Below are 20,210 nucleotides of genomic sequence, written 5' to 3' on the forward strand. Positions count from 1 at the left end.
GCGCGCCGTCGCATACGATGCGATGCGTGAAGGCCGACGTGCACGTGGTCAATTCATCTGCGTGATGAATTTGGTGACCAGGTAACCGTCGAACGTCTCCGTTCCGCCCTCGCTGCCGAAGCCGCTGTCCTTCACGCCGCCGAACGGGATCTCCGCCGGCCCCATCCCGAAGTGATTGATGTTGACCATACCGGCTTCGAGCGAGCGGCTGATCCGGTGCGCGTTGCGCGCCGATTCGGTGAACGCATACGACGCGAGACCGAACGGCAAACGGTTGGCCTCGGCGAGCGCATCGTCGAGCGCGTCGAACGGCACGATCCCGACGATCGGCCCGAACGGCTCCTCGTTCATCAGGCGCGTGTCGCGCGCCGGGCCCAGCACGACCGTCGGTGCGAAATAGTGCCCCGGCCCCGGCAGGACCGTTCCGCCCGCGGCAATCTCCGCCCCTTTCGCCCTGGCGTCGGCGACGAATGCGTCGATCTCGGATACGCGTCGCGCATGCGCGAGCGGCCCCATCGTAGTCGCCTCTTCCAGCCCGTAGCCGACGCGAATCTTGCCGACCGCATCGAGATACGCGGCGACGAACCGGTCGAACACCGGGCGTTGCACGAAAAACCGGGTCGGCGACACGCAGACCTGCCCGGCATTGCGAAACTTGTACGCGGCAAGCATCGGCGCGGCGCGCTCGATGTCCGCATCCCCGCAGACGAGCACCGGCGCATGCCCGCCCAGTTCCATTGTCATGCGCTTCATGTGCGACGCGGCAAGCGCGGCCAGTTGCTTGCCGACCGGCACCGAGCCGGTGAACGAAATCTTCCGCACCAGCGGCGACTCGATCAGCTGCTTCGACACGTCGCCCGGTACGCCCCAGACGATGTTCAGGCACCCCGGGGGCAATCCGGCATCGTGAAAGATGCGCGCGAGCGCGACGATCGCGCTCGGCGATTCCTCGGGCCCTTTCAGCACCAGCGTGCACCCGGACGCGAGCGCGGCCGCTATCTTGTGCATGGCCTGGCTGAACGGGAAATTCCACGGCGAGAACGCCGCGCACACGCCGATCGGTTCCCGCAATACCGTCTGCGCGACGTCGGGCGAACGCGACGGCACGACGCGGCCGTAGGTGCGGCGCCCCTCCTCCGCATGCCATTCGAGCTGTTCGGCGGACGACACGACCTCGGCGATCGCCTCGCGAAGCGGCTTGCCCTGGTCCATCGTGATGTGCCGGCCAATCGCTTCGGCGCGCTCTCGCACGAGCGCGGCGGCACGGCGCAGGATGTCCGAGCGCACGAGCGGCGACTCGCGCCGCCACGCCGCGAATGCGCGATGCGCGGCGTGCACCGCGGCGTCGATATCGCCGGGTGTCGCATGCGGCAGTTCGCCGAGCACGCGGCCGGTTCCCGGATCGAGAACGGGCTGCGTGCGCCGGCCGTCAGCCTGCAGGAACCGGCCATCGACATACAGATGGAGCGGAGCGTAATCGCGTGGCGCGTCAGGCGTCATGTGCGACGTCAGCGGTGTAAACGGAATCAAGACGGATACCTCGGTAGAGACTGCACGATGGGCGCGGACGCTGCGAAGATCGCATCACGCGGCCGGGTTCGGCGCACGCAGCAGGCCGCCGATTTCCTGCCGGAGAATCTGGTTTTCCTGCCTGACGAGCAGATGCCGGACCTTGCCGCGAAACGTCCTGAACTCGGGATCGGCCATCAGCACGGCACGCCGCCGCGCACGATCGTCCAGCGAATCGAACGCCCACAGATAGACGAGCTGGTTCAGCGGCCCGACTTCGGTCGCAAAGCAGCCGACCATCGTGCCGAGCGCCTGCTCCTGCGCCGCACGCCCGCCTTCCGCGTACAGCCGCAGATATTCGGCGACGCCGCCCGGCACCAGCGTGTAGGTGCGTTGCTCAACAAACATCGGCTACCTCCCGTTGTCGCGGCGCGAACGCCTGAAAGGCTGCCGTCACGCCGGCCATCCCCACGGCATCCGTCTGCGCGGCCACGTAGCGATCGGGGCGCACCACCACGAGCGGGCCCGCATGCCTGTCGAACCAGGCAGCCAGTGCGTTGTCGACGTCTTCGACGCACGTGCTGCCGTAGCCGCTGGCCAGCCGCCCCGCGCGGCCGGTGCCGCTGCGCGAACGATTGACCTGAATGAACGTCGCACCCAGCGCCGCCCAGTACGCCCGATCCTCGTCGCTCAGGCAGGCCTGCGGATCGCATTGCCAGCCGACGATCGAGAACCACGGGCCCAGCACGTCGTCGAGCTTGCGGCACACGCCGTCGGCCGTCTCGACGTCGGGCTGCGCGATCATCCTGCCGACCGCGGTGTCCGGGGCTTCCGGGGCTTCCGGCAGCACGACACCTCGCGTATAGCTCGGCATCGGCTTGAAGCGCATCTGCAGGATGTAGTCCTTCAGGCCCGGCGCAAACCGTGCGAGCCCGAGGAAACGATCGCGCAGGAATGCGACGAGCCGGCTGGTCGGCATCAGCATCGCGCCGAACGTGTCCGCGAGGTCGATCATCGCCTTCGCGTGATCGCGCCGCTCCGATTCGTACGTGTGGATCACGCCGGGATGCAACGCGCCTTTGACGACGCCCGCCAGTTTCCACGCGAGATTGCCCACGTCGCGCAACCCCGCGTTCAGGCCCTGCCCGATCCATGGCGGCGTCAGGTGCGCCGCATCGCCGATGAGCGCCACGCGGCCGACGACGAACCGTTCGGCCACGCGCGAATGGTGCGTGTAGGTCCTGGCACGCACGATCTCGAGGCGGTCGACGTCGTCGACGTACGGCGCGATCAGCGCGCGTATCGATTCCGGTTTCGCGATCGCCTCTTCGTCCTCGTGCGGGAACACGAGAAACTCCCAGCGCCGGAAATTGAACGGCAGGTAGATGCAGACGTTCGGGCGGCGCGGGTCGCAGTTCAGCGCGGTGCACGGCTGGTCGAGCCCGGCGTTCTTCACGTCGACCACGACCCACTTCATCGGATGGGTGGTGCCGGCCAGCTTGACGCCCAGCCACTCGCGCATCGGGCTGCGGCCGCCGTCGGCCGCCACCACGTAGTCGGCCTCGAGCGCGTAGTGCTGCCCGTCGGCGCGGCGCACCTGCAGCGTGACGCGTTCATCGTCCTGGTCGAGGCCGACCACTTCCTCGCCGGTCCGCAACGACACGTGCGGATAGCGTGTCAGCCCGTCGCGCAGCGTTCGCTCGGCCAGTTGCTGCATGAAGATGTTGCGCCGCCACCAGCCGAATTCGCGCATCGACGGGCGGATGTCGGCAAAGCATTCGCCGTTCGCCTTGAACATCCGCAGCGGCACGTTCTGGATGATGTCGCGGCTCAGTTCGTCGGCGAGGCCCGCGGTCTGGAACAGCCGCAGCGCCTCGTCGTCGATGCCGACCGCGCGCGGAAACTCGACGATCTGCGGCGCCTTCTCGATGATCACCGTCTCGACGCCATAGAGTCCGAGCAGGTTCGCCATCGCCGCGCCGTTCGGCCCCGCGCCGACGATCGCGACCGACGTCCGGTTCGCATGGTTCAGGTTCATTCGTCAGACTCCCGCCCGCCACGCCGGATCGTCCAGACGATCGAGCCAGGGTCGTAATGCGTGATTGAACGCGGCCGGCTGGTCGTCATGGACGTAATGCGTCGCACCGGGAATGTCGATCCGCTCGATTCCCGCGTTGGCGGCCGTCATTTCGGCTGCCACGTCCGCGGACAGGAAATCCGATTCGCCGCCGCGCAACAGCAGGGTCGGCACGTGCAGGTTGAGGATCAGCGGCCACAGGTGGACGAGTTGCTCCGGCGTGGCGGCCAGCCGCGCCGCCGCGATCCCGTCGGCATCGTGACGCCATGCGATCCGCCCGGGTTCGTCCTCCTTCAGCGAGTGCGCAAGGCGCGAATCGAGCGCGGATTCCGTGATGTTCGGCCGCTGGCGCCGCCAGAACGCGCGCGCATCGTCCCACGACGCGAACGCAGCCGGCGTTTCCTTCAGCTCGCGCCTGATGCGCTCCGAACCCTGCGAACCGGCCGACGCGCCCGGCCCCATGTCCTCGATCACGAGACCGGCGAGCCGTTCCGGTTTCGCGGCGGCATAGACGAACGCATTGGCGCCGCCCATCGAATGCCCGGCCAGCACGAACCGCGGCAGGTCGAGCGCGCCCACCAGCGCGTCGAGATCGCGCACGTAGGCCGCCGCGTAATAGTCCCGCCGCGGATCCCAGTCGCTGCGCCCGCGCCCGCGCTGATCGAGCGCGACGACCCGGTAGCGGTCGACCAGCGCGTCGGCGACGGGCTCCCACGTATGCGCGTAGCTGCGCAAGCCGTGCAGCATCACCACGGCTGGTGCATCGTCACGCCCCCAGCTCACGTAGCGCAGCCGCAGCCCGTCGCTGTCGACCCACCCCTCCTTGACGGATGCCGTATTCATCATCTCCTCCCCGGCCGGCATCCGCGATCAGACCAGACCGTCGTTGCCGACGATCTCGCTCGCCTTCAGCCCGCCGAGCCGTGCATGCAGGCGGCCGCGCGTCGCGAAGGCGAAGATCACCAGCACTTCGTCGTCGTTGGGCGCATCGGGGAACAGGCACGTCACCGTGTCGTAGTGCGAGCGCACGTAGAGCGCATCCTTGTGCGCGAGCGGCACGTCGATCACCGTGTTGACCGGGCCGCGCTTGCCGCTCGACGGCACCCACGACTTCCCGCCGCCCAGCGCCGCACGGATCGGCTCCGCGAAGATCGACGTCAGGAACGCGTTGCCGTGTTCGTATTCGCCGGCCGAGCCGACCAGGCAGGCCTTGCCGTAGCTCTCGATCGCACGGCCCGCGGCGAGCGACTCGATGCGCCGCGCGAACTCCTTCCCGAGCGCGGGCGACGGGCGCACGAGGTCGTCGAGGTTTTCGCTGAAGCGCCCCGCATACGGGTTGTGAACGGCCGCGGCGATCACGATCTTGCGCAGCGGCTCGCCGTCGGCGAGCTGGCCGGATTCGTTCGCGAGCGAATCCTCGATCTGCGTGTACCACTTGCGGATATGAAAACCTTCGAAATTGGCGATCTTGCTCATCAGGAATCCTCTATTCAATGTCGGTTATGCGGAAATGGAAGACCGGTGCGTCAGTCGAACAGCGGCTCGAGCTGCGCGGGGTCGCTCGGTGCGTTGTACCGGTGCAGCACGCGCTTGCCCTCTTCGTCGTCGGTGACGGTTTCGCAGAAGAATTCGAGGCGGTTGCCGTCCGGGTCGGTGAAGTACACGCCGATCCCGACCTTGTGATCGGTGATCTTGACGATCGGCACCTTGCGGCGAATCAGCATGCCGTACAGGCGACGCAGTTCGGTCAGGCCGCCGGCGATTTCGAGCCCGTAGTGCTGCAGGCCGATCGTGCCGAGCTCCGCGTCGGACGCCGCGCGAATCAGCGCGATGTCATGGTGCTTCTGGCCGAAGGACATGAACACCCACTGCTCGCCGCGCGCGGTTTCCGTCATGCCGAGCACCTCGGCGTACCAGGTGCTCGAGCGCACGGGGTCGCGCACGAACAACGACAGGTGGGTGCGCTGGACGCGCGGGGTCGGCAGCGGCAGTCCGCTCGCGTTCGCGTGCTCGGCGTGCCGCTGGATGTCGGACGGTGTCATCGTTCGCTCCACTCAATTGATCGACTGCGCATGGGCGACGAGCGGCGCTTCGAACGGCGTCCACGCGACGGCCGTGATCTCGCTGAAATCGCGCCACTCCTTGGCCCAGTTCCGGCCGCCGTCGCGCGAACAGAACAGGTGCCCGTACTTGGTGCCCGCATAGACGAGCGCCGGACGGGCCGCATGAACACCGAACGCCCAGAACGTGGAATTCGGCGGCGTCTGCAGGTCCGCCTCATGCCACGCGTAGCCGCGATCGGTCGAACGGTAGATGCGGCTGCGGGTGCCCGGCGTGCCGTCGCCGATCGCCATCAGAAGGTCGCCTTCCGGCTCCGGCAGTTGCACGACCGTGCGCGTGTAGTACAGCCCGTCGAAGCGGTCGCGCGACTGTCTGGCGTCCCAGGTCTGCCCGTCGTCCTCGCTCACGTACACCGCGTTGACCGTCAGCAGCACCGTGGTTTTCGCCCGGTCCGCCGTGGCGGACAGCACGGCGATCGCATGAATGTCGCTGTTGCGGATCGCCGTGCCGGGGCCGTCCACGCGCGCCCAGCTCGCGCCGGCATCGCGGCTGCGCCACGCGCCGCCCTCCTCCACGCCGTACCAGACGTTGCGGCCGTCGTCCGGATCCACGCAGATCGTCAGCAACCGCGGGCGATTGACGCCCGCGCAGAACTCGGGGAACTCGGGCGCCGTTCTCTCCCACGTCAGGCCCGCGTCGCTCGACTTGTACAGCGCGGCGCGCGATGGTGCGCCGGTGCCCGCATAGAGCACCGCGGGGTTCGCCGGATCGATCGCGATGGACCAGACCGTCTGCCCGTTCAGCAGGTTCTCGGGACGAAACCAGTGCGCGCCGCCATCCTCGCTGATGCACAGCCCCGCATCGGCGCCGGCATAGACGCGCGATGGTGTCGCGGGATCCACCGCGAGCGCGCGCACGATGCCGTCGAATTCGATCGGCTCGGCGAGCCCGAGGCGATGCCAGGTCTTGCCGTCGTCGTTCGAGCGCAGGATGCCTTGCCCGGCCGTGGCGACCAGTACGGTTGCGGTCATGAAATGCTCCTTGTGTCAGAGAAAAATGCCGCGCGTGAGGCCGCCGTCGCAGCCGATCGACTCGCCGGTGATCGAGCCGGATTTCGGCGACGCGAGAAACGCGACGATCCACCCCATTTCTTCCGGCTGAAGCACGCGCCGGATCGGCGTGACCCTCACGTAGTTCGCCTCGACCTCCGCGGCCGTGAGCCCCTGCTTCTGCGCCTCTTTCTCGTAGAGTTCGTGGATGTGCGGCGTCTCGACGACGCCCGGGTGAATCGTGTTGACCGTGATGCCGGACGGGCCGAGCTGGTCGGACAGCGTCTTGGTGAGGTGCACGATCGCCACGTTGCGCATGCCGGACAGCTGCTTGCTGCCGCGGCCCGTGAGGCCGCCGATGTTGACGATCCGGCCGAAGCCGTTGCGCCGCATGTAGGGCGCGGCCGCCTTCGCGCAGCGCAGGTAGCCGACCACCTTGATGTCGATGTCCTGGAGCAGCCCCTCCGGGCTGGCGTGTTCCAGCTCGGCCCGCACGAGGCCGCCCGGATGCGCGGCGCCGTTCAGCAGGATGTCGAGCCGGCCGAAGCGCTCGACGCTCGCGGCCATCGCCGCTTCGACGGACCCCATGTCGGTCGTGTCCACCGCGACGGGCAGGATCGCACCCGCCGTATCGCCCAGCGGCGCGAGTTCCGCGCGAATCTCGGCGGCGGCCGCTTCGAGGTGTTCCATGCGCCGCGCGGCGATGGTGACGTTGACGCCTTCGCGGGCCAGTTCGAGCGCGACGGCCTTGCCGATGCCCATGCTGCCGCCGGTGATGAACGCGGCTTTTCCGTGGAGTTGCAGATCCATAGCGATGAAAGGTGAGAGTCGGGATTGAAGGGGAAAGCGGGTTGCGCGATCAGGACAGGCACATTTCGATGAGCGTCGGCCCGTCGGCGTACGTGAGCGCATCGTCGAGCGCCTGCACCAGCGCTTGCGTCGTGCTCGCGCGCTCGGCCGGCACGCCGTAGCCGCGCGACAGCGCGAGCCAGTCGATCGGCGGATCGTCCAGCAGCGTCAGGCGGCTGGCGTGCGGCGTGTCGACCGGCAAGCCGCTACGCGTGAGTTCGGTCTGCAGGATCCCGTAGCGCCGGTTCGACGCGATCAGCATGACGACCGGCAAACGCTCGCGCGCCATCGTCCACAACGCCTGGATCGTGTACTGCGCACTGCCGTCGGACTGCAGCGCGAACACGCGGCGTTCCGGGCACGCGACGGCGGCGCCGAGCGCCACCGGCAAACCCTGGCCGATCGCGCCGCCCGTATTCGTGAGGATCGTGTGACGACGGGCGCGCGCCGACGCGGTCACGAACGGATAGCCGCACGTACCGCCCTCGATCGACACGATCGCGTCGTCGGGCAACGCATTCGCCAGCACGCGGCCGACGCCCTGCGGCGTCAGCGGCCCCTCCTCGACGTGCCAGCACTCGACCGGCACGCCGTCGGCGTGCGCCGGCGCGCCGATGCGGTCCGCCAGCGCTTCGAGCGCATCGTCGGCCGCGTCGCCCGGTGCGGCGAGCGTCACGATGTCTTCGGGCCGCGCGAGTTCGCCCGGAATGCCTTCGTAGCCGAAGTAGGTGACGGGCGCGAGCGCGCCAGCCAGCACCACGCGCCGGCAGGCCAGCGCGGCCAGCGCCGGCTCGGGGAAGTAAGGCAGCCGATCGATGTCCGGCAGGCCGCCGCCGCGCTCGGCGCGCGCCGGGAAGGTTTCGCTGAAGCAGGTCGTGCCGGTCGCCGCCGCGATGCGCGCCGCCGCGCGTTGCCCACGCGCCGACAGTGCACGGCCGCCCATCAACAGCACCGCGCGATGGCCGCTGAGCAGCAGATCCGCAACCCGCTCGACCTGCGCGGAGTCGAACGTCACCGCAGCCGGGCGAACGACGGCGGGCGACACCGCATCGCGCACCCTGGCCGACTGGAGATCGACCGGCAGCACGAGCGTCGCGACGCCGCGCTGCGCGCCCATGGCAGCCGAGATCGCGTCGGCCGTATCCGTCGCGAGATCCGAGTCGCGCGCAACGCTGCGATACCACACCGACACGGGGCGGGCGAGCGACTCGATGTCCGACGTGAGCGGCGCGTCGTACTTCAGATGATCGCGCGTGTGATCGCCGACGATGTTCAGGATCGGCGTGCGGGCGCGGCGCGCGTTGTGCAGGTTGGCGATGCCGTTTGCGTGGCCCGGCCCGAGATGCAGCAGCGTCATCGCGGGCTTGCCGGCCATGCGGCCGTAGCCATCCGCGGCGCCCGTGCACACGCCTTCGAACAACCCGAGGATCGAGCGCACGCCCGCCACGGTGTCGAGCGCGCCGACGAACGGCATTTCGGTGGTGCCGGGATTGGCGAAACAGACGTCGACGCCGGCGTCGCGCGCCGTCTCGAGCACGACGCTCGCCCCGCTTCGGGTTCCGGTATCGGTGTCCAACTGTGGGATGTTCATGCGGCCGCTCGACGGTTTGGATGAGATGGGTTTTACTGTAATCCCGAATTACGGGATTTGTCAAACACCCAAACCGCCCGCGTCATGCCTGCCATACACACGTTTACCCGATTGATTCCTCAAACAATCGGCTACCGTCACACACCCATGATTCTCGCGCATCTCCAAAAATTGAACAGATTCCCGCAATTCGGAATTTTGCGATTCTCACGATCGACCAGACGCCTTCGATCGCCGACCCGTTGCCGACCACTTCATATTGGACGCGGCGTCATCACCTTGCGATTGCACATGCGTCTCGTTTGCCTTGAATATCGGCACAAACGTACTGTTTGGAACACAGACGTCGGCGCGAGGTCATCGGCCGTGCCCGAACGCAGATCACATCAAAGGACGGGGTATGAGCAGGAAGAACCGGGGCGCCGCACCGATCGCCGTCGTCGTCGGCACGGCCGGCCTGAGCACCGCCGATGCGCAAGCGTTGCCGCTGCCTGCGATCGAGGTTTCGGGGCAATGTGCGCCCGCACCGTTTCGCGCACCGGAATCGGCGAGCGCGACTCGCACCGAGGCGGACGTGATAACGGCGCGCGCGGCGCGCCTGTCAAGCAAGCGCGGTGAGTGGCGTCGCCGTCAGCGTGCGCCGGCTGGAGCGGCGTCGTTTTTCAACGCGCCGTCCCGCTCGACCCGCTCGACGATACGCGCCAGCCGAATGATGTCGCTCAGCGCGAAATCGGCGGCATCGGGCCGGGAACGGCCGCACTCGTCTGCGATGCGCATCGCGAACGCGAGCGCTTCGGAACGCTCGCGCAGCAGCACCCGCAGCGCATCCGCGATGACCCGGCGGTCGCGCGGATCACCGAGGCCCAGCACCGGACCGACATCCGGTTCCCCGAGTGTCGCCTCCGCTAACGTGGAAACGTTCGGCACACGCATCGTGTTCCTTTCCATGTTCGTCCTCCTGCCGCCTCGCGGCCGACAGGTTCGTCATCGCCGGTTCGACCGCGACACCACGTCGATCCACACGGCCAGCACCAGCACGGCACCCTTGACGATCATCTGCCAGTACGCATCGACGTCCAGCATCGACATGCCGTTGTCGAGGCTCGCCATCACGAGCGCTCCGATCAGCGCGCCGTAGACAGTGCCCGACCCGCCGCGCATCGACGTGCCGCCGATGAAGCACGCGGCGATCGCATCGAGTTCGCCCATCGTGCCGGCGGACGGCGAACCCGCCGCCAGCCGCGCCGTATTCACGAGGCCGGCAAACGCGCACATCAACCCCATCAGCGCAAATATCGCGAGCTTCACGCGATCGGTATCGACGCCCGACAACCGCGTCGCCTCCAGATTGGAACCCACGGCATAGATGCGCCGGCCGAACACGGTCTGCGTCGCGATCCACGAGAACGCACCGAGCAGCACGAGCAGCAGCAGCACGGGCACCGGGATACCGCCGTAACGGTCGAGCGTCGCGACGAAGGCGAACAGCACCGCACCGGCGCCGACGACCTTCGCGACGTCCTGCCACGGCGGCGCGACCGCGAGCCGGTAGCGCCGCCGCGTCGCGCGCTGCCGCACCACCAGCAGCAACACGAGCACGAACAGCAGAATCGCGAGGCCGTCTCCCACCAGGCGCGGCAGATAGCCCTGCCCGATGAACACGAAGCCGTCCGACACGGGCGCGATCGTCGAGCCGCCCGTCACGCCGAGCAGGATCCCGCGAAACGCGAGCATCCCGCCCAGCCCGACGATGAACGACGGCACGCGCCGATAGGTCGACCACCAGCCGTTGAAGAGCCCGATCAGCACGCCGAGCGCGAGCACGGCCGGGATTGTCGCCGCGACCGGCCAGTGGCGGTTGACGTCGAGGATCGCGGCGACGCCGCCGAGCAGCCCGAGCAGCGAGCCGACCGACAGGTCGATCTCGCCCGCGATGATGACGAACACCATTCCGCACGCGAGCATGCCGGTGATCGACATCTGCCGCAGCAGGTTCGATACGTTGCGCGGCGTGACGAATGCGCCGTCCGTCAGCACCGAGAAGAACGTCCAGATCACGACGACCGCCAACAGCAGCGCGAGCAGCTTGTAGCGCGCGAATATCTGGCGCAACGGCAGCCGTGCCGTGCGGCCGGCTGAACGATGCGCGTCTGCATCCGGCGTCGCCGGGGTCGAGGAAGAAAGTTCGGAATTCATGTCGCACTCGCTGCGGTGGGTTCGGTGGGCAGCCGCGCGGGCTTCAGCGCGGCGCCGAGAATCTGTTCCTGCGTGAGGCCGTCGTTGACGAAATCGCCGCGCAACTCGCCTTCGCCGATCACCAGCACGCGATCGGCCAGCCCGAGCACCTCGGGCAGTTCCGACGACACGACGATCAGCGCGACGCCGCGCCTGGCAAGCGCGAAGATCAGCCGGTAGATCTCCGCCTTCGCGCCCACGTCGACACCGCGCGTCGGCTCGTCGAGGATCAGCACCTGCGGCTCGGCCAGCAGCATCCTGGCGAGCACCGCCTTCTGCTGGTTGCCGCCGGACAGGCTCGCGATCGGCAGGAACGGATGCGCGGCGCGCACCGACAGCCGCTGCATCTCGGTGCGGATCGCATCGAGTTCGGCGGCCGCGTCGATCCGCCCGCGCGACGCGAAGCGCCGCAGTACCGCCAGCGTGATGTTGTGGCCCACGCCGAGCTGCGGCACGATGCCATGGCGCTTGCGATCCTCGGGCACCATCGCGATTCCGGCGCGGATCGCGTCGGCCGGCGAACGGATCGACAGCGTCCGGCCGTTCATCAACACGGTCGCCGTGCACGCGCCTGGGTACGCGCCGAAGATCGCCTGCATCAGCTCGGTGCGGCCCGCGCCCACGAGCCCGGCGACGCCGAGGATCTCGCCGCGCCGCACGCTGAACGACACGTCGTCGACCCGCTTGCGGCGCGTGTTCGTCACATCGCGACAGGTCACGTTCCGCGCCTCCAGCACGACATCGCCGATCTCGTGCGGCTCACGCGGATACAGGTCGCGGATCTCGCGGCCGACCATCATCGCGATGATCCGGTCAGTGGTCAGCGCGCGCATCGGCTCGGTCGCGACATGACGGCCGTCGCGAATCACGGTGACCGTGTCGCAGACGGCCTCGACCTCGTCGAGCTTGTGCGAGATGTACACGCATGCGATGCCGCGGCGCTTGAGATCGCGCACGATGTCGAGGAGGATTCGCGTCTCGGCGGCGCTCAGCGACGACGAAGGCTCGTCGAGGATCAGCAGCTTCGCGCGCTTGTTCAGCGCCTTCGCGATCTCGATCAGTTGCTGGTGACCGCCGCCGTAGTTCATCACCGGCTGCGCGACGTTGATCGTATCGATCCGCAATTCGCGCAGCAGCTCCTCGGCGCGCCGGACCATCGCCGCGAAGTGCATGCGCCCGCCCGGCAGCGTGATCTCGTTGCCGAGGAAGATGTTCTCGGCGACCGACAGCTCGGGCACCAGCATCAGCTCCTGGTGGATGATCACGATGCCCGCCCGCTCCGTGTCGCGCACGCCGGATGCCGCGAGCAGCGTGCCTTCCCAGCGAATTTCGCCGTCCCACGTACCGTGCGGATAGACGCCCGACAGCACCTTCATCAGCGTCGATTTACCCGCGCCGTTCTCGCCGCACAGCCCGACGCATTCGCCGGGACGCACGGTGAGGTCGATACCGTCGAGCGCTTTCACGCCGTCGAATGCCTTGACGATGCCGCGCATCGTCAGCAAGGGTTCCGTCATTCGTTCATGCCTCGCAGGATGCGCGCGGGCGCCGTTGAGCCGCCCACGCGTCGCGCCGTTACTGGCTCGCCAGCTGCGCCTGGGTATAGAAGCCGTCCTTCACGACGACGTCGACGTTGCGCTTGGTCAGCAGCGTCGGCTGCAGCAGCACCGTGTCGACCTTCTTCCTGCCGTTGTCGTATTGCGCATTGAACGCGGGCTTCGTGCCCTTCGCGAGATCGACCGCGAGCTTCGCCGCTTCGCTCGCAATCAGCTTGAGCGGCTTGTAGACGGTCATCGTCTGCGTGCCGGCAATCACGCGCTTGACCGCCGCGAGATCCGCGTCCTGCCCGGACACCGGTACCTTGCCCGCCAGATGCTGTGCGGCGAGCGCCTGGATCGCGCCGCCGGCCGTGCCGTCGTTCGACGCGACGATCGCATCGATCCGGTTGTTGTTCGCGGTCAGCGCATCCTCGACGATCCGCAGCGCGGTCGACGCGCTCCACTCGGGCACCCACTGCTGGCCAACGAGCTTGATGTCGCCGCGGTCGATCGCGGGCTTCAGCACCTTCAGCTGGCCTTCGCGCAGCATCTTCGCGTTGTTGTCGGTCGGTGCGCCACCCAGCAGGAAGTAGTTGCCCTTCGGCTTCGCATCGTAGACGCCCTGCGCCTGCAGCTCGCCGACCTTCTGGTTGTCGAACGAGATATACGCGTCGACGTCCGCGTCGAGGATCAGCCGGTCGTACGACACGACCTTGATGCCGGCCTTCTTCGCTTCGGCGACGACGTTGCCGAGCGTCTTCGAATTGAACGGCACGATCACGATCACGTCGACGCCGCGCGAGATCAGGTTCTCGATCTGCGAAATCTGCCGCTCCTCGCTCGCGTCCGCCGACTGCACCGACACCTTAGCGCCGAGCTTCGTCGCGGCCGCGACGAAATAGTCGCGATCGCGCGACCAGCGCTCGACGCGCAGGTCGTCGATGCAGAAGCCGATCTCGGGCTTGTCCTTGCTCGCATGCGCGAGCGGCATGCCCAGCGCGAGGATCGCCAGCGCAGCGGCGCCGGCAAGCGAACTCAATACGGTACGACGCGTCACGGATTTCATGTCTCCAACTCCTTGTTTTTGGACAACTTCACGAACGCCGGGCGAACGCCGAAATGCGCCGCCCGCATCGAGTCACTGCGATATACGGGATCGCGCGACGCGAATCGCGCCGGCGATCCTCCCGTCAAACGCCCGTTGCAAACACCGGCGCGAGCGCACGGTAAAGCGCGCGAAACGTCGGCCGCCGCGCGTCGCGATACCACGCATGGCGTTCCATGTCGGGCTCGCGCACGGCAACGATCGGCGGCTGCGGGCACACGGCGTCGAGCGGCGCATCCGGTTCGAGCGCGAGACGCGCGAGCCTCGCGGCACCGAGCGCCGGCCCTACCTCGCCGCCCGCGCGCAGCGTCAGCGCGCGTCCGCTCAGGTCGGCGAGCATCTGCGTCCAGTACGCGCTGCGCGAGCCGCCGCCGATCACCGTGATGCTCTCGGGCGCAAACCCGGCCGCATGTAACGCGTCGATGCCGTCGAGCAGCGCGAAGCCGACGCCTTCGAGTGTCGCGTTCGCGAGATCCGCACGCTGCGTGTCGGGCGTGAGCCCATAGAACACGCCCTTCGCATTCACGTCGTTGTGCGGCGTACGCTCGCCGCTCAGGTAAGGCAGGAACCACGGGCGGCTCGTGCGCGCGTTCGTTTCGGCATCGTCGAGCAGCGCCGCGACGCCGTCGTAGCCGGCCAGTTGTGCAGTGAAGTCGATACAGCCGGCCGCGTTCAGCATCACGGACATCAGATGCCACGTATCGGGCAGCGCGTGACAGAAGCTGTGCACGGCCGATTCGGGATTCGCACGGAATCCGTCGGACACCGCGAAATAGACCCCCGAGGTACCGAGCGACAGCAGCGCATCGCCGGGCCGCACGATGCCGACGCCCACCGCACCGGCCGCGTTGTCGCCGCCGCCCGCCACCACCGGAATCTCGCGCAGCCCGAGCGTGCGTGCGACGGCCGGCAACAGGGTGCCGGTGATGCGATTGCCCTCGAACACGGCCGGCATCTGCGTACGAGACAACCCGCATGCGGCAAGCAGCGCGTCGTCGTAGTCGCGCTTCGCGACGTCGAGCCACAACGTGCCAGCGGCATCCGACGGATCGGTCGCGAATACGCCGGTCAGCCGGTACCGCAGATAGTCCTTCGGCAGCAGCACATGGGCGATGCGCGCAAACACGTCAGGTTCATGACGACGTACCCACAGCAACTTCGGCGCGGTGAAACCCGGCATCGCGACGTTGCCGGCCACGGCGCGCAGTGCGGGCGCAAGCCGTTCGAGTTCCGCGCATTCGGCGTCCGCCCGGCCGTCGTTCCACAGGATCGCGGGGCGCAGCACGTCGCCATGCGCATCGAGCAGCGTCGCACCGTGCATCTGACCGGTCAGTCCAAGTGCGTCGATGTCGCGCGGATCGATGCCCGCGGTGCGCGCCTCCGAGACGAGTGCGGCAAGCGCGCCGCATGCGGCATCCCACCAGTCGCGCGGCGCCTGTTCGGACCAGCGCGGCCGCGGCCGGCTCACTGCGAGCGGGCGGCTCGCGCTGGCCCGCACCGCGCCGTCGCGGTCGAGCAGCACCGCCTTCACGCCCGACGTGCCGAGATCGAGTCCGATGTACATGGCGTCAGCGCAGCCCGTAGATCGCCTGGTTCACGATGTTCTCGAGCCGCTCCTGCGCACCGCTCGCATGCCGCGGGTCCACGCCGCGCGCAAGCGCATCGGCCGCGAGCGACTCCAGCGTGTAGCCGCCCGACAGGATCTTGCGGCCGAACGCGTCGTCCCACTGCGCGTAGCGCTGCCGGCGCAGTGCATCGAGCCGGTCGTTCTCGACCAGCACCGCCGCGCGTTCGAGCGCGAGCGCAAGCACGTCGATCGCGCCGACGTGGCCGTAGAACAGGTCTTCCGGATCGACACTCTGGCGGCGCACTTTCGCATCGAAGTTCATCCCGCCGGTCGTGAAGCCGCCGTGACGCAGGATTTCGTAGAACGCGAGCGTCAGCTCTTCGACGCTGTTCGGGAACTGGTCGGTGTCCCAGCCGTTCTGCGGATCGCCCCGATTCGCGTCGACGCTGCCGAACACGCCGAGCGCGAACGCGTTCGCGATCTCGTGATGAAACGAGTGACCGGCGAGCGTGGCGTGGTTCGCCTCGATGTTCACGCGAATCTCGTTCTGCAATCCGTACTGCACGAGGAAGCCGTGCACCGTCGCGACGTCGTAGTCGTACTGGTGCTTGGCCGGCTCCTGCGGCTTGGGCTCGATCAGCAGTGCGCCCGTGAAGCCGATCCGGTGCTTGTGCTCGACGACCATCGACAGGAAGCGGGCAAACTGCTCGCGTTCGCGCTTCAGGTCGGTATTGAGCAGCGTCTCGTACCCTTCCCGCCCGCCCCACAGCACATAGTTCTCGCCGCCGAGCCGGTGGGTCGCATCGAGCGCATGGCACACCTGGGTCGCGGCCCACGCGAATACGTCCGGGTTCGGGTTCGTCGCAGCGCCGGCCGCGAAGCGCGGGTGCGAGAACAGGTTCGCCGTGCCCCACAACAGCCGCACGCCACTGGCCTGCTGACGCTCGCCGAGATAGTCGACCATCCGCGCAAAATTCGCCGCATATTCCCGCAGGCTGTCGCCTTCCGGTGCGACGTCGGTGTCATGGAACGTATAGAAAGGCGTGCCGAGCTTCGTGAAGAACTCGAACGCCGCATCGGCCTTCATCCGCGCCCGTTCGAGCGCGTCGCCCGGCTGCTGCCACGGGCGCCGGAACGTGCCTTGCCCGAACATGTCATGCCCCGGCCACACGAACGTGTGCCAGTAGCAGACCGCGATCCGCAGATGCTCGGCGAGCGTCTTGCCCAGCACGCGCTTCGCCGGGTCGTAATAGTGATAGGCCAGCGGATTGTCCGACTGCGGGCCTTCGTAGCGAATCGCGGGAATGTGTTCGAAATACGACATGGCGTCTCCGTGCAGGGTCTTGTTGCGGCGCAACGCGCGTCGCAGCAACGCACGTGGCCGAATTCGGTTGTCCGGATCGTGCCCGCGCACCTGCCGGCCGGCAATTGCGAAATTGCGCAGCACGCTTAATGTTTCTTGCCAGCCGCTACGTGCGGCGCACGTTCCGTCCTACAATCGCCCAACACCAGACCACCGCGCGCCGCCGCCACGGGCGCGCCCCGGAGACAACGGCACGGCGTCGCCCCGACGCGCGCGCCCCGAGATCGAGATGACACGCGTCCCTTCCGCCCAGACACCGCATCGCATCGCGCTGCTGTTCAACGCGAACAAGGTCTACGACCGCGAGATCATCAGCGGCATCGGCCAGTACCTGCACACGACGCGCGTCGTGTGGGACCTGTTTCTCGAAGACGACTTCCGCTGCCGGCTCACCGGCATCGAGCGCTTCGACGGCGACGGCATCATCGCGGACTTCGACGATCCCGCCGTCGCCGACGCGCTCGCCGGCTCGCGGCTGCCGATCGTCGCGGTCGGCTCGTCGTACGAGGATCCGGTGCAGTATCCGGACGATGTCCCATATATTGCGACCGACAACCCGAAGCTCGTGTCGCTCGCCTACACGCACCTGATCGGCGCGGGGCTCGCGCACTTCGCGATGTACAGCCTGCCGGTCGCTCAGGAGAACCGCTGGGCGCAGCAGCGCGAGCTCGCGTTCGACCGGCTCGCGCGCGCGGACGGGCTCGATGCGCCGATCTACCGCGGGCTGTCGACGAGCGCATCCGGTTGGAATCACGCGATCGAGCAACTCATCGGCTGGCTGCATGCGCTGCCGAAGCCCGTCGGCGTGATCGCGGTCACGGATGCACGCGCGCGGCACCTGCTGCAGGCCTGCCTGATCGCGGGCATCGCGGTGCCGGAACAGGTGGCGATCATCGGCATCGACAACGATCCGCTCACGCGCACGCTGACGCGCATTCCGTTGTCGTCGGTCATCCAGGGCACCGAGGAAATGGGCCGTACCGCCGCTCACCTGCTGCACCGGATGCTGCGCGGCGCGCGCTTTCCGGGGCAGCGCATTCTCGTGCCGCCGGTCGGCATCAACGTGCTCGAATCGACGCGCCACCAGCCGCTTGCAAGCCCGCACGTGATGCGCGCGCGCCATTTCATTCGCCAGTACGCGTGCCAGGGGATCAAGACCGAACAGGTCGCCGACTATGTCGGCGTGTCGCGTTCGCTGCTCGAGGACCACTTCCGGCGCGAACTGCAGCGCACCGTGCACCAGGAGATCCTGCGGCACAAGCTCGAGGCCGCGCAGGCACTGCTCGCCGGCAGGCAGGCGTCGAGCGCCGAGGTCGCGATCCGTTGCGGGTTCACGTCGCTCCAGTACATGTACGCAGTGTTCAGGCGCGAGCTGGGCTGCACGCCGCGCGAATACCAGGAACGTGCGGCCGCCCTGTACTGACGCCCGCCGCCAAACTGACAACCACCCATGCACATCGATACCGACTCTTCACCCCTGACGCCCGGCGTGGCCCGCGTGCATTCCGAGCCGTGGGGCACGTTGCCCGACGGCGAGCCCGTGCGGCGCTACACGCTGCGCAACGCGCACGGCATGCGCGTCGGCGTCAGCGACCTCGGCGCGACCATCGTGTCGTGGCTCGCACCCGACCGCACGGGGCGCGTTGCCGATATCGTGCTCGCGCACGACACGCCGGCCGAGTACCTCGAATCCGGTGCCTACCTCGGCGCGACGATCGGCCGATGGGCGAACCGGATCGCCGGTGCGCGCTTCGAACTCGACGGCATCGACTACCCGCTCGACCGCAACGAGAACGGCAACCTCCTGCACGGCGGGGCGAACGGCTTTCATCGCGCGCGCTGGGACGTGATCGACGACTGCGGCGGGCTGACGCTTCGCCTCGATTCGCCGGAAGGCGACGCGGGATTTCCCGGCAATGTGTCCGTGCAGGTTCGCTACACGCTCGACGACGACGGCACGCTGACGATCGACTATGCGGGGTGGACCGATGCACCGACGCCGCTGAACCTGACGAATCACAGCTACTTCAACCTGAACGGGCGCCCGGGCAGCGATGTGCGCGGCCATCTGCTCCACATCGACGCCGACGCGTTCCTCGAAGTGGACGACGCGCTGATCCCGACCGGTACGGCCGACGTGACGGGTACCGCGTTCGATTTCCGGCAAAGCGCGCCGATCGGCGCGCGCCTCGACTGGCCCAATGCGCAACTGGCGCGTGCGCACGGCTTCGATCACTGCTTCGTGCTGGGCGACCGCGCGCACGAGGTCAGGCCGGTCGCACGCGTATACGATCCGGAAAGCGGCCGCGAATTGATCGTGTCGACCGATCAGCGGGGCCTGCAACTCTATACGGGAAACTATCTCGATGGCGTGCGCGTGAGCGGCGGCACGCTTTGCGCGCGACACGCGGCGCTGTGTGTGGAAGCGGGTGGCTTTCCGGATCAGGTCAACATGGCCGGCTTGCGCGACGACGTGATCCTTTACCCGGGCGCCGTCTATCGACAGACCACCCGGTATCGGGTGGCCGTTCATGCATAGTGAGTGCGGGCTGCATCGTCGAAACCGCATCCACGGCGGGGCAGCCGCGAGCGCACATGATGCTCGCGGTATCCACTTCCCCTCAGCGCTAACGGCGCTTGCCCGCCGTCACGCACGAAGCGGCAAGCCCAGCCGCCAGCTCAGGTTCCCGCGCGCCCGCGCCTCGCAGCGCGCATGGAAGTAATCCGTCAGATAGATGCGCGGGCGCGAGAGCAGCCAGCGAAGAATCGTCCGTTCATGAAGGTCGTAAGCCCGGTCGTCGAGATCGGCGCGTTCGGCCCGGAGCCGGCGGCCGTCTTCGCGAAATTGCCTGCGTGAAGCGCCCAGTACCGCCAGGTCGATGTCGCACACGAAACGGGTATCCAGCTCCGCAACGGTTCCGACGTGGGTCGTCGCGAGAATCATCGCGCAGATCCGGTCGCACGCGCCGATTCGCCCCGCTGCCAGGTGCCGGAACCAGTCGGCGCTGCGCTGCTCGTTGTTCTTCGCGCCGGGCACGTAAATCACGTCGTGGAACCAGAGCGCGAGTTCGACCACATCCGGATCGGGAATCGCGCTGCGCGCGAGGTCGACCTGACGCAAGCAGCGTCTGACGTGTACCAGCGTATGGTAATGCCGCATCGGCTCCGAATAGCCTTCCGCCAACAGGCGATAGACCTCCTCGGCATGGGTCCCGCCGCTGCCCGACCACAACGCGACGAACCGCGCCTGCGTCTGGTTCACGTTC

At 67.9% G+C, this 20,210-nt stretch carries 18 protein-coding genes and 1 pseudogene; 3 read left to right on the forward strand and 16 right to left on the reverse strand.

Annotated features, from left to right (window positions below):
* Positions 1–48: 48 nt before the first annotated feature.
* From BCO18175_RS32625 to BCO18175_RS32665, 9 genes are all read right to left on the reverse strand, one after another.
* Positions 49–1,500 carry an NAD-dependent succinate-semialdehyde dehydrogenase gene (locus BCO18175_RS32625; RefSeq protein WP_174987210.1) on the reverse strand — a complete coding sequence of 484 codons (1,452 nt, stop codon included), beginning with the start codon at positions 1,498–1,500 and terminating at the stop codon, positions 49–51.
* An 84-nt stretch (positions 1,501–1,584) separates the two neighbouring features.
* Positions 1,585–1,917, reverse strand: a complete 333-nt coding sequence (locus BCO18175_RS32630; RefSeq protein ID WP_174987051.1) for an NIPSNAP family protein — start codon at positions 1,915–1,917, stop codon at positions 1,585–1,587.
* Complete coding sequence (locus BCO18175_RS32635; RefSeq protein WP_174987053.1) at positions 1,907–3,547, reverse strand: bifunctional 3-(3-hydroxy-phenyl)propionate/3-hydroxycinnamic acid hydroxylase; 1,641 nt, start codon at positions 3,545–3,547, stop codon at positions 1,907–1,909. The genes BCO18175_RS32630 and BCO18175_RS32635 overlap by 11 nt, the downstream gene beginning before the upstream one ends.
* Before the next feature lie 3 nt (positions 3,548–3,550).
* Positions 3,551–4,429, reverse strand: coding sequence for an alpha/beta fold hydrolase (locus BCO18175_RS32640; RefSeq protein WP_174987055.1), 879 nt, complete (start codon positions 4,427–4,429; stop codon positions 3,551–3,553).
* Positions 4,430–4,456: 27 nt separating this feature from the next.
* Positions 4,457–5,062 carry an amino acid synthesis family protein gene (locus tag BCO18175_RS32645; protein WP_174987057.1) on the reverse strand — a complete coding sequence of 202 codons (606 nt, stop codon included), beginning with the start codon at positions 5,060–5,062 and terminating at the stop codon, positions 4,457–4,459.
* Between the two features lie 50 nt (positions 5,063–5,112).
* Complete coding sequence (locus BCO18175_RS32650) at positions 5,113–5,628, reverse strand: VOC family protein (protein WP_174987059.1); 516 nt, start codon at positions 5,626–5,628, stop codon at positions 5,113–5,115.
* 12 nt (positions 5,629–5,640) lie between these two features.
* Entirely contained in the window at positions 5,641–6,678 is a 1,038-nt protein-coding gene (locus BCO18175_RS32655; protein ID WP_174987061.1) for a WD40/YVTN/BNR-like repeat-containing protein, read from the reverse strand.
* 15 nt (positions 6,679–6,693) lie between these two features.
* Positions 6,694–7,506, reverse strand: coding sequence for an SDR family NAD(P)-dependent oxidoreductase (locus BCO18175_RS32660; RefSeq protein WP_174987063.1), 813 nt, complete (start codon positions 7,504–7,506; stop codon positions 6,694–6,696).
* A 49-nt stretch (positions 7,507–7,555) separates the two neighbouring features.
* The gene (locus BCO18175_RS32665) at positions 7,556–9,136 is read right to left on the reverse strand and encodes an acetolactate synthase large subunit (RefSeq protein WP_174987065.1); all 1,581 of its coding nucleotides are present in this window, start codon (positions 9,134–9,136) and stop codon (positions 7,556–7,558) included.
* Between the two features lie 400 nt (positions 9,137–9,536).
* Between BCO18175_RS32665 and BCO18175_RS41050 the strand changes: the two are divergent.
* Positions 9,537–9,716, forward strand: a pseudogene (locus BCO18175_RS41050) (hypothetical protein); the annotation flags it as partial.
* Positions 9,717–9,766: 50 nt separating this feature from the next.
* Here BCO18175_RS41050 and BCO18175_RS32670 read toward each other — a convergent pair.
* From BCO18175_RS32670 to xylA, 6 genes are all read right to left on the reverse strand, one after another.
* Positions 9,767–10,084 (reverse strand): hypothetical protein, encoded by a 318-nt coding sequence (locus tag BCO18175_RS32670; RefSeq protein ID WP_174987067.1) that lies wholly within the window; start codon positions 10,082–10,084, stop codon positions 9,767–9,769.
* A gap of 36 nt (positions 10,085–10,120) precedes the next feature.
* Positions 10,121–11,332: a sugar ABC transporter permease gene (locus tag BCO18175_RS32675; RefSeq protein WP_174987069.1), complete on the reverse strand. Its 1,212-nt coding sequence runs from the start codon at positions 11,330–11,332 to the stop codon at positions 10,121–10,123.
* Positions 11,329–12,888 carry a D-xylose ABC transporter ATP-binding protein gene (xylG, locus tag BCO18175_RS32680; protein WP_174987071.1) on the reverse strand — a complete coding sequence of 520 codons (1,560 nt, stop codon included), beginning with the start codon at positions 12,886–12,888 and terminating at the stop codon, positions 11,329–11,331. The genes BCO18175_RS32675 and xylG overlap by 4 nt, the downstream gene beginning before the upstream one ends.
* Positions 12,889–12,946: 58 nt before the next feature.
* Complete coding sequence (gene xylF / locus BCO18175_RS32685) at positions 12,947–13,975, reverse strand: D-xylose ABC transporter substrate-binding protein (RefSeq protein ID WP_174987073.1); 1,029 nt, start codon at positions 13,973–13,975, stop codon at positions 12,947–12,949.
* 124 nt (positions 13,976–14,099) lie between these two features.
* Entirely contained in the window at positions 14,100–15,578 is a 1,479-nt protein-coding gene (gene xylB, locus BCO18175_RS32690) for a xylulokinase (protein WP_174987075.1), read from the reverse strand.
* Positions 15,579–15,582: 4 nt separating this feature from the next.
* Positions 15,583–16,905 carry a xylose isomerase gene (xylA, locus tag BCO18175_RS32695; protein ID WP_174987077.1) on the reverse strand — a complete coding sequence of 441 codons (1,323 nt, stop codon included), beginning with the start codon at positions 16,903–16,905 and terminating at the stop codon, positions 15,583–15,585.
* 268 nt (positions 16,906–17,173) lie between these two features.
* On the opposite strand from xylA, the gene BCO18175_RS32700 reads away from it, so the two are divergent.
* Both BCO18175_RS32700 and BCO18175_RS32705 read left to right on the forward strand, forming a co-directional pair.
* A complete protein-coding gene (locus BCO18175_RS32700) occupies positions 17,174–18,367 on the forward strand; it encodes a XylR family transcriptional regulator (protein ID WP_174987079.1) in 1,194 nt (397 codons plus the stop codon).
* A gap of 27 nt (positions 18,368–18,394) precedes the next feature.
* On the forward strand, positions 18,395–19,483 hold the full coding sequence (locus tag BCO18175_RS32705) for an aldose epimerase family protein (RefSeq protein WP_174987081.1): 1,089 nt from the start codon (positions 18,395–18,397) through the stop codon (positions 19,481–19,483).
* A 108-nt stretch (positions 19,484–19,591) separates the two neighbouring features.
* Here the strand turns inward: BCO18175_RS32705 and BCO18175_RS32710 are convergent, their stop codons facing one another.
* Positions 19,592–20,131: an HD domain-containing protein gene (locus tag BCO18175_RS32710; protein ID WP_438820248.1), complete on the reverse strand. Its 540-nt coding sequence runs from the start codon at positions 20,129–20,131 to the stop codon at positions 19,592–19,594.
* Positions 20,132–20,210 lie beyond the last annotated feature (79 nt).

Origin of the sequence: Burkholderia lata (assembly GCF_902499335.1) — a bacterium.
Taxonomy (GTDB): Bacteria; Pseudomonadota; Gammaproteobacteria; order Burkholderiales; family Burkholderiaceae; genus Burkholderia; species Burkholderia lata_B.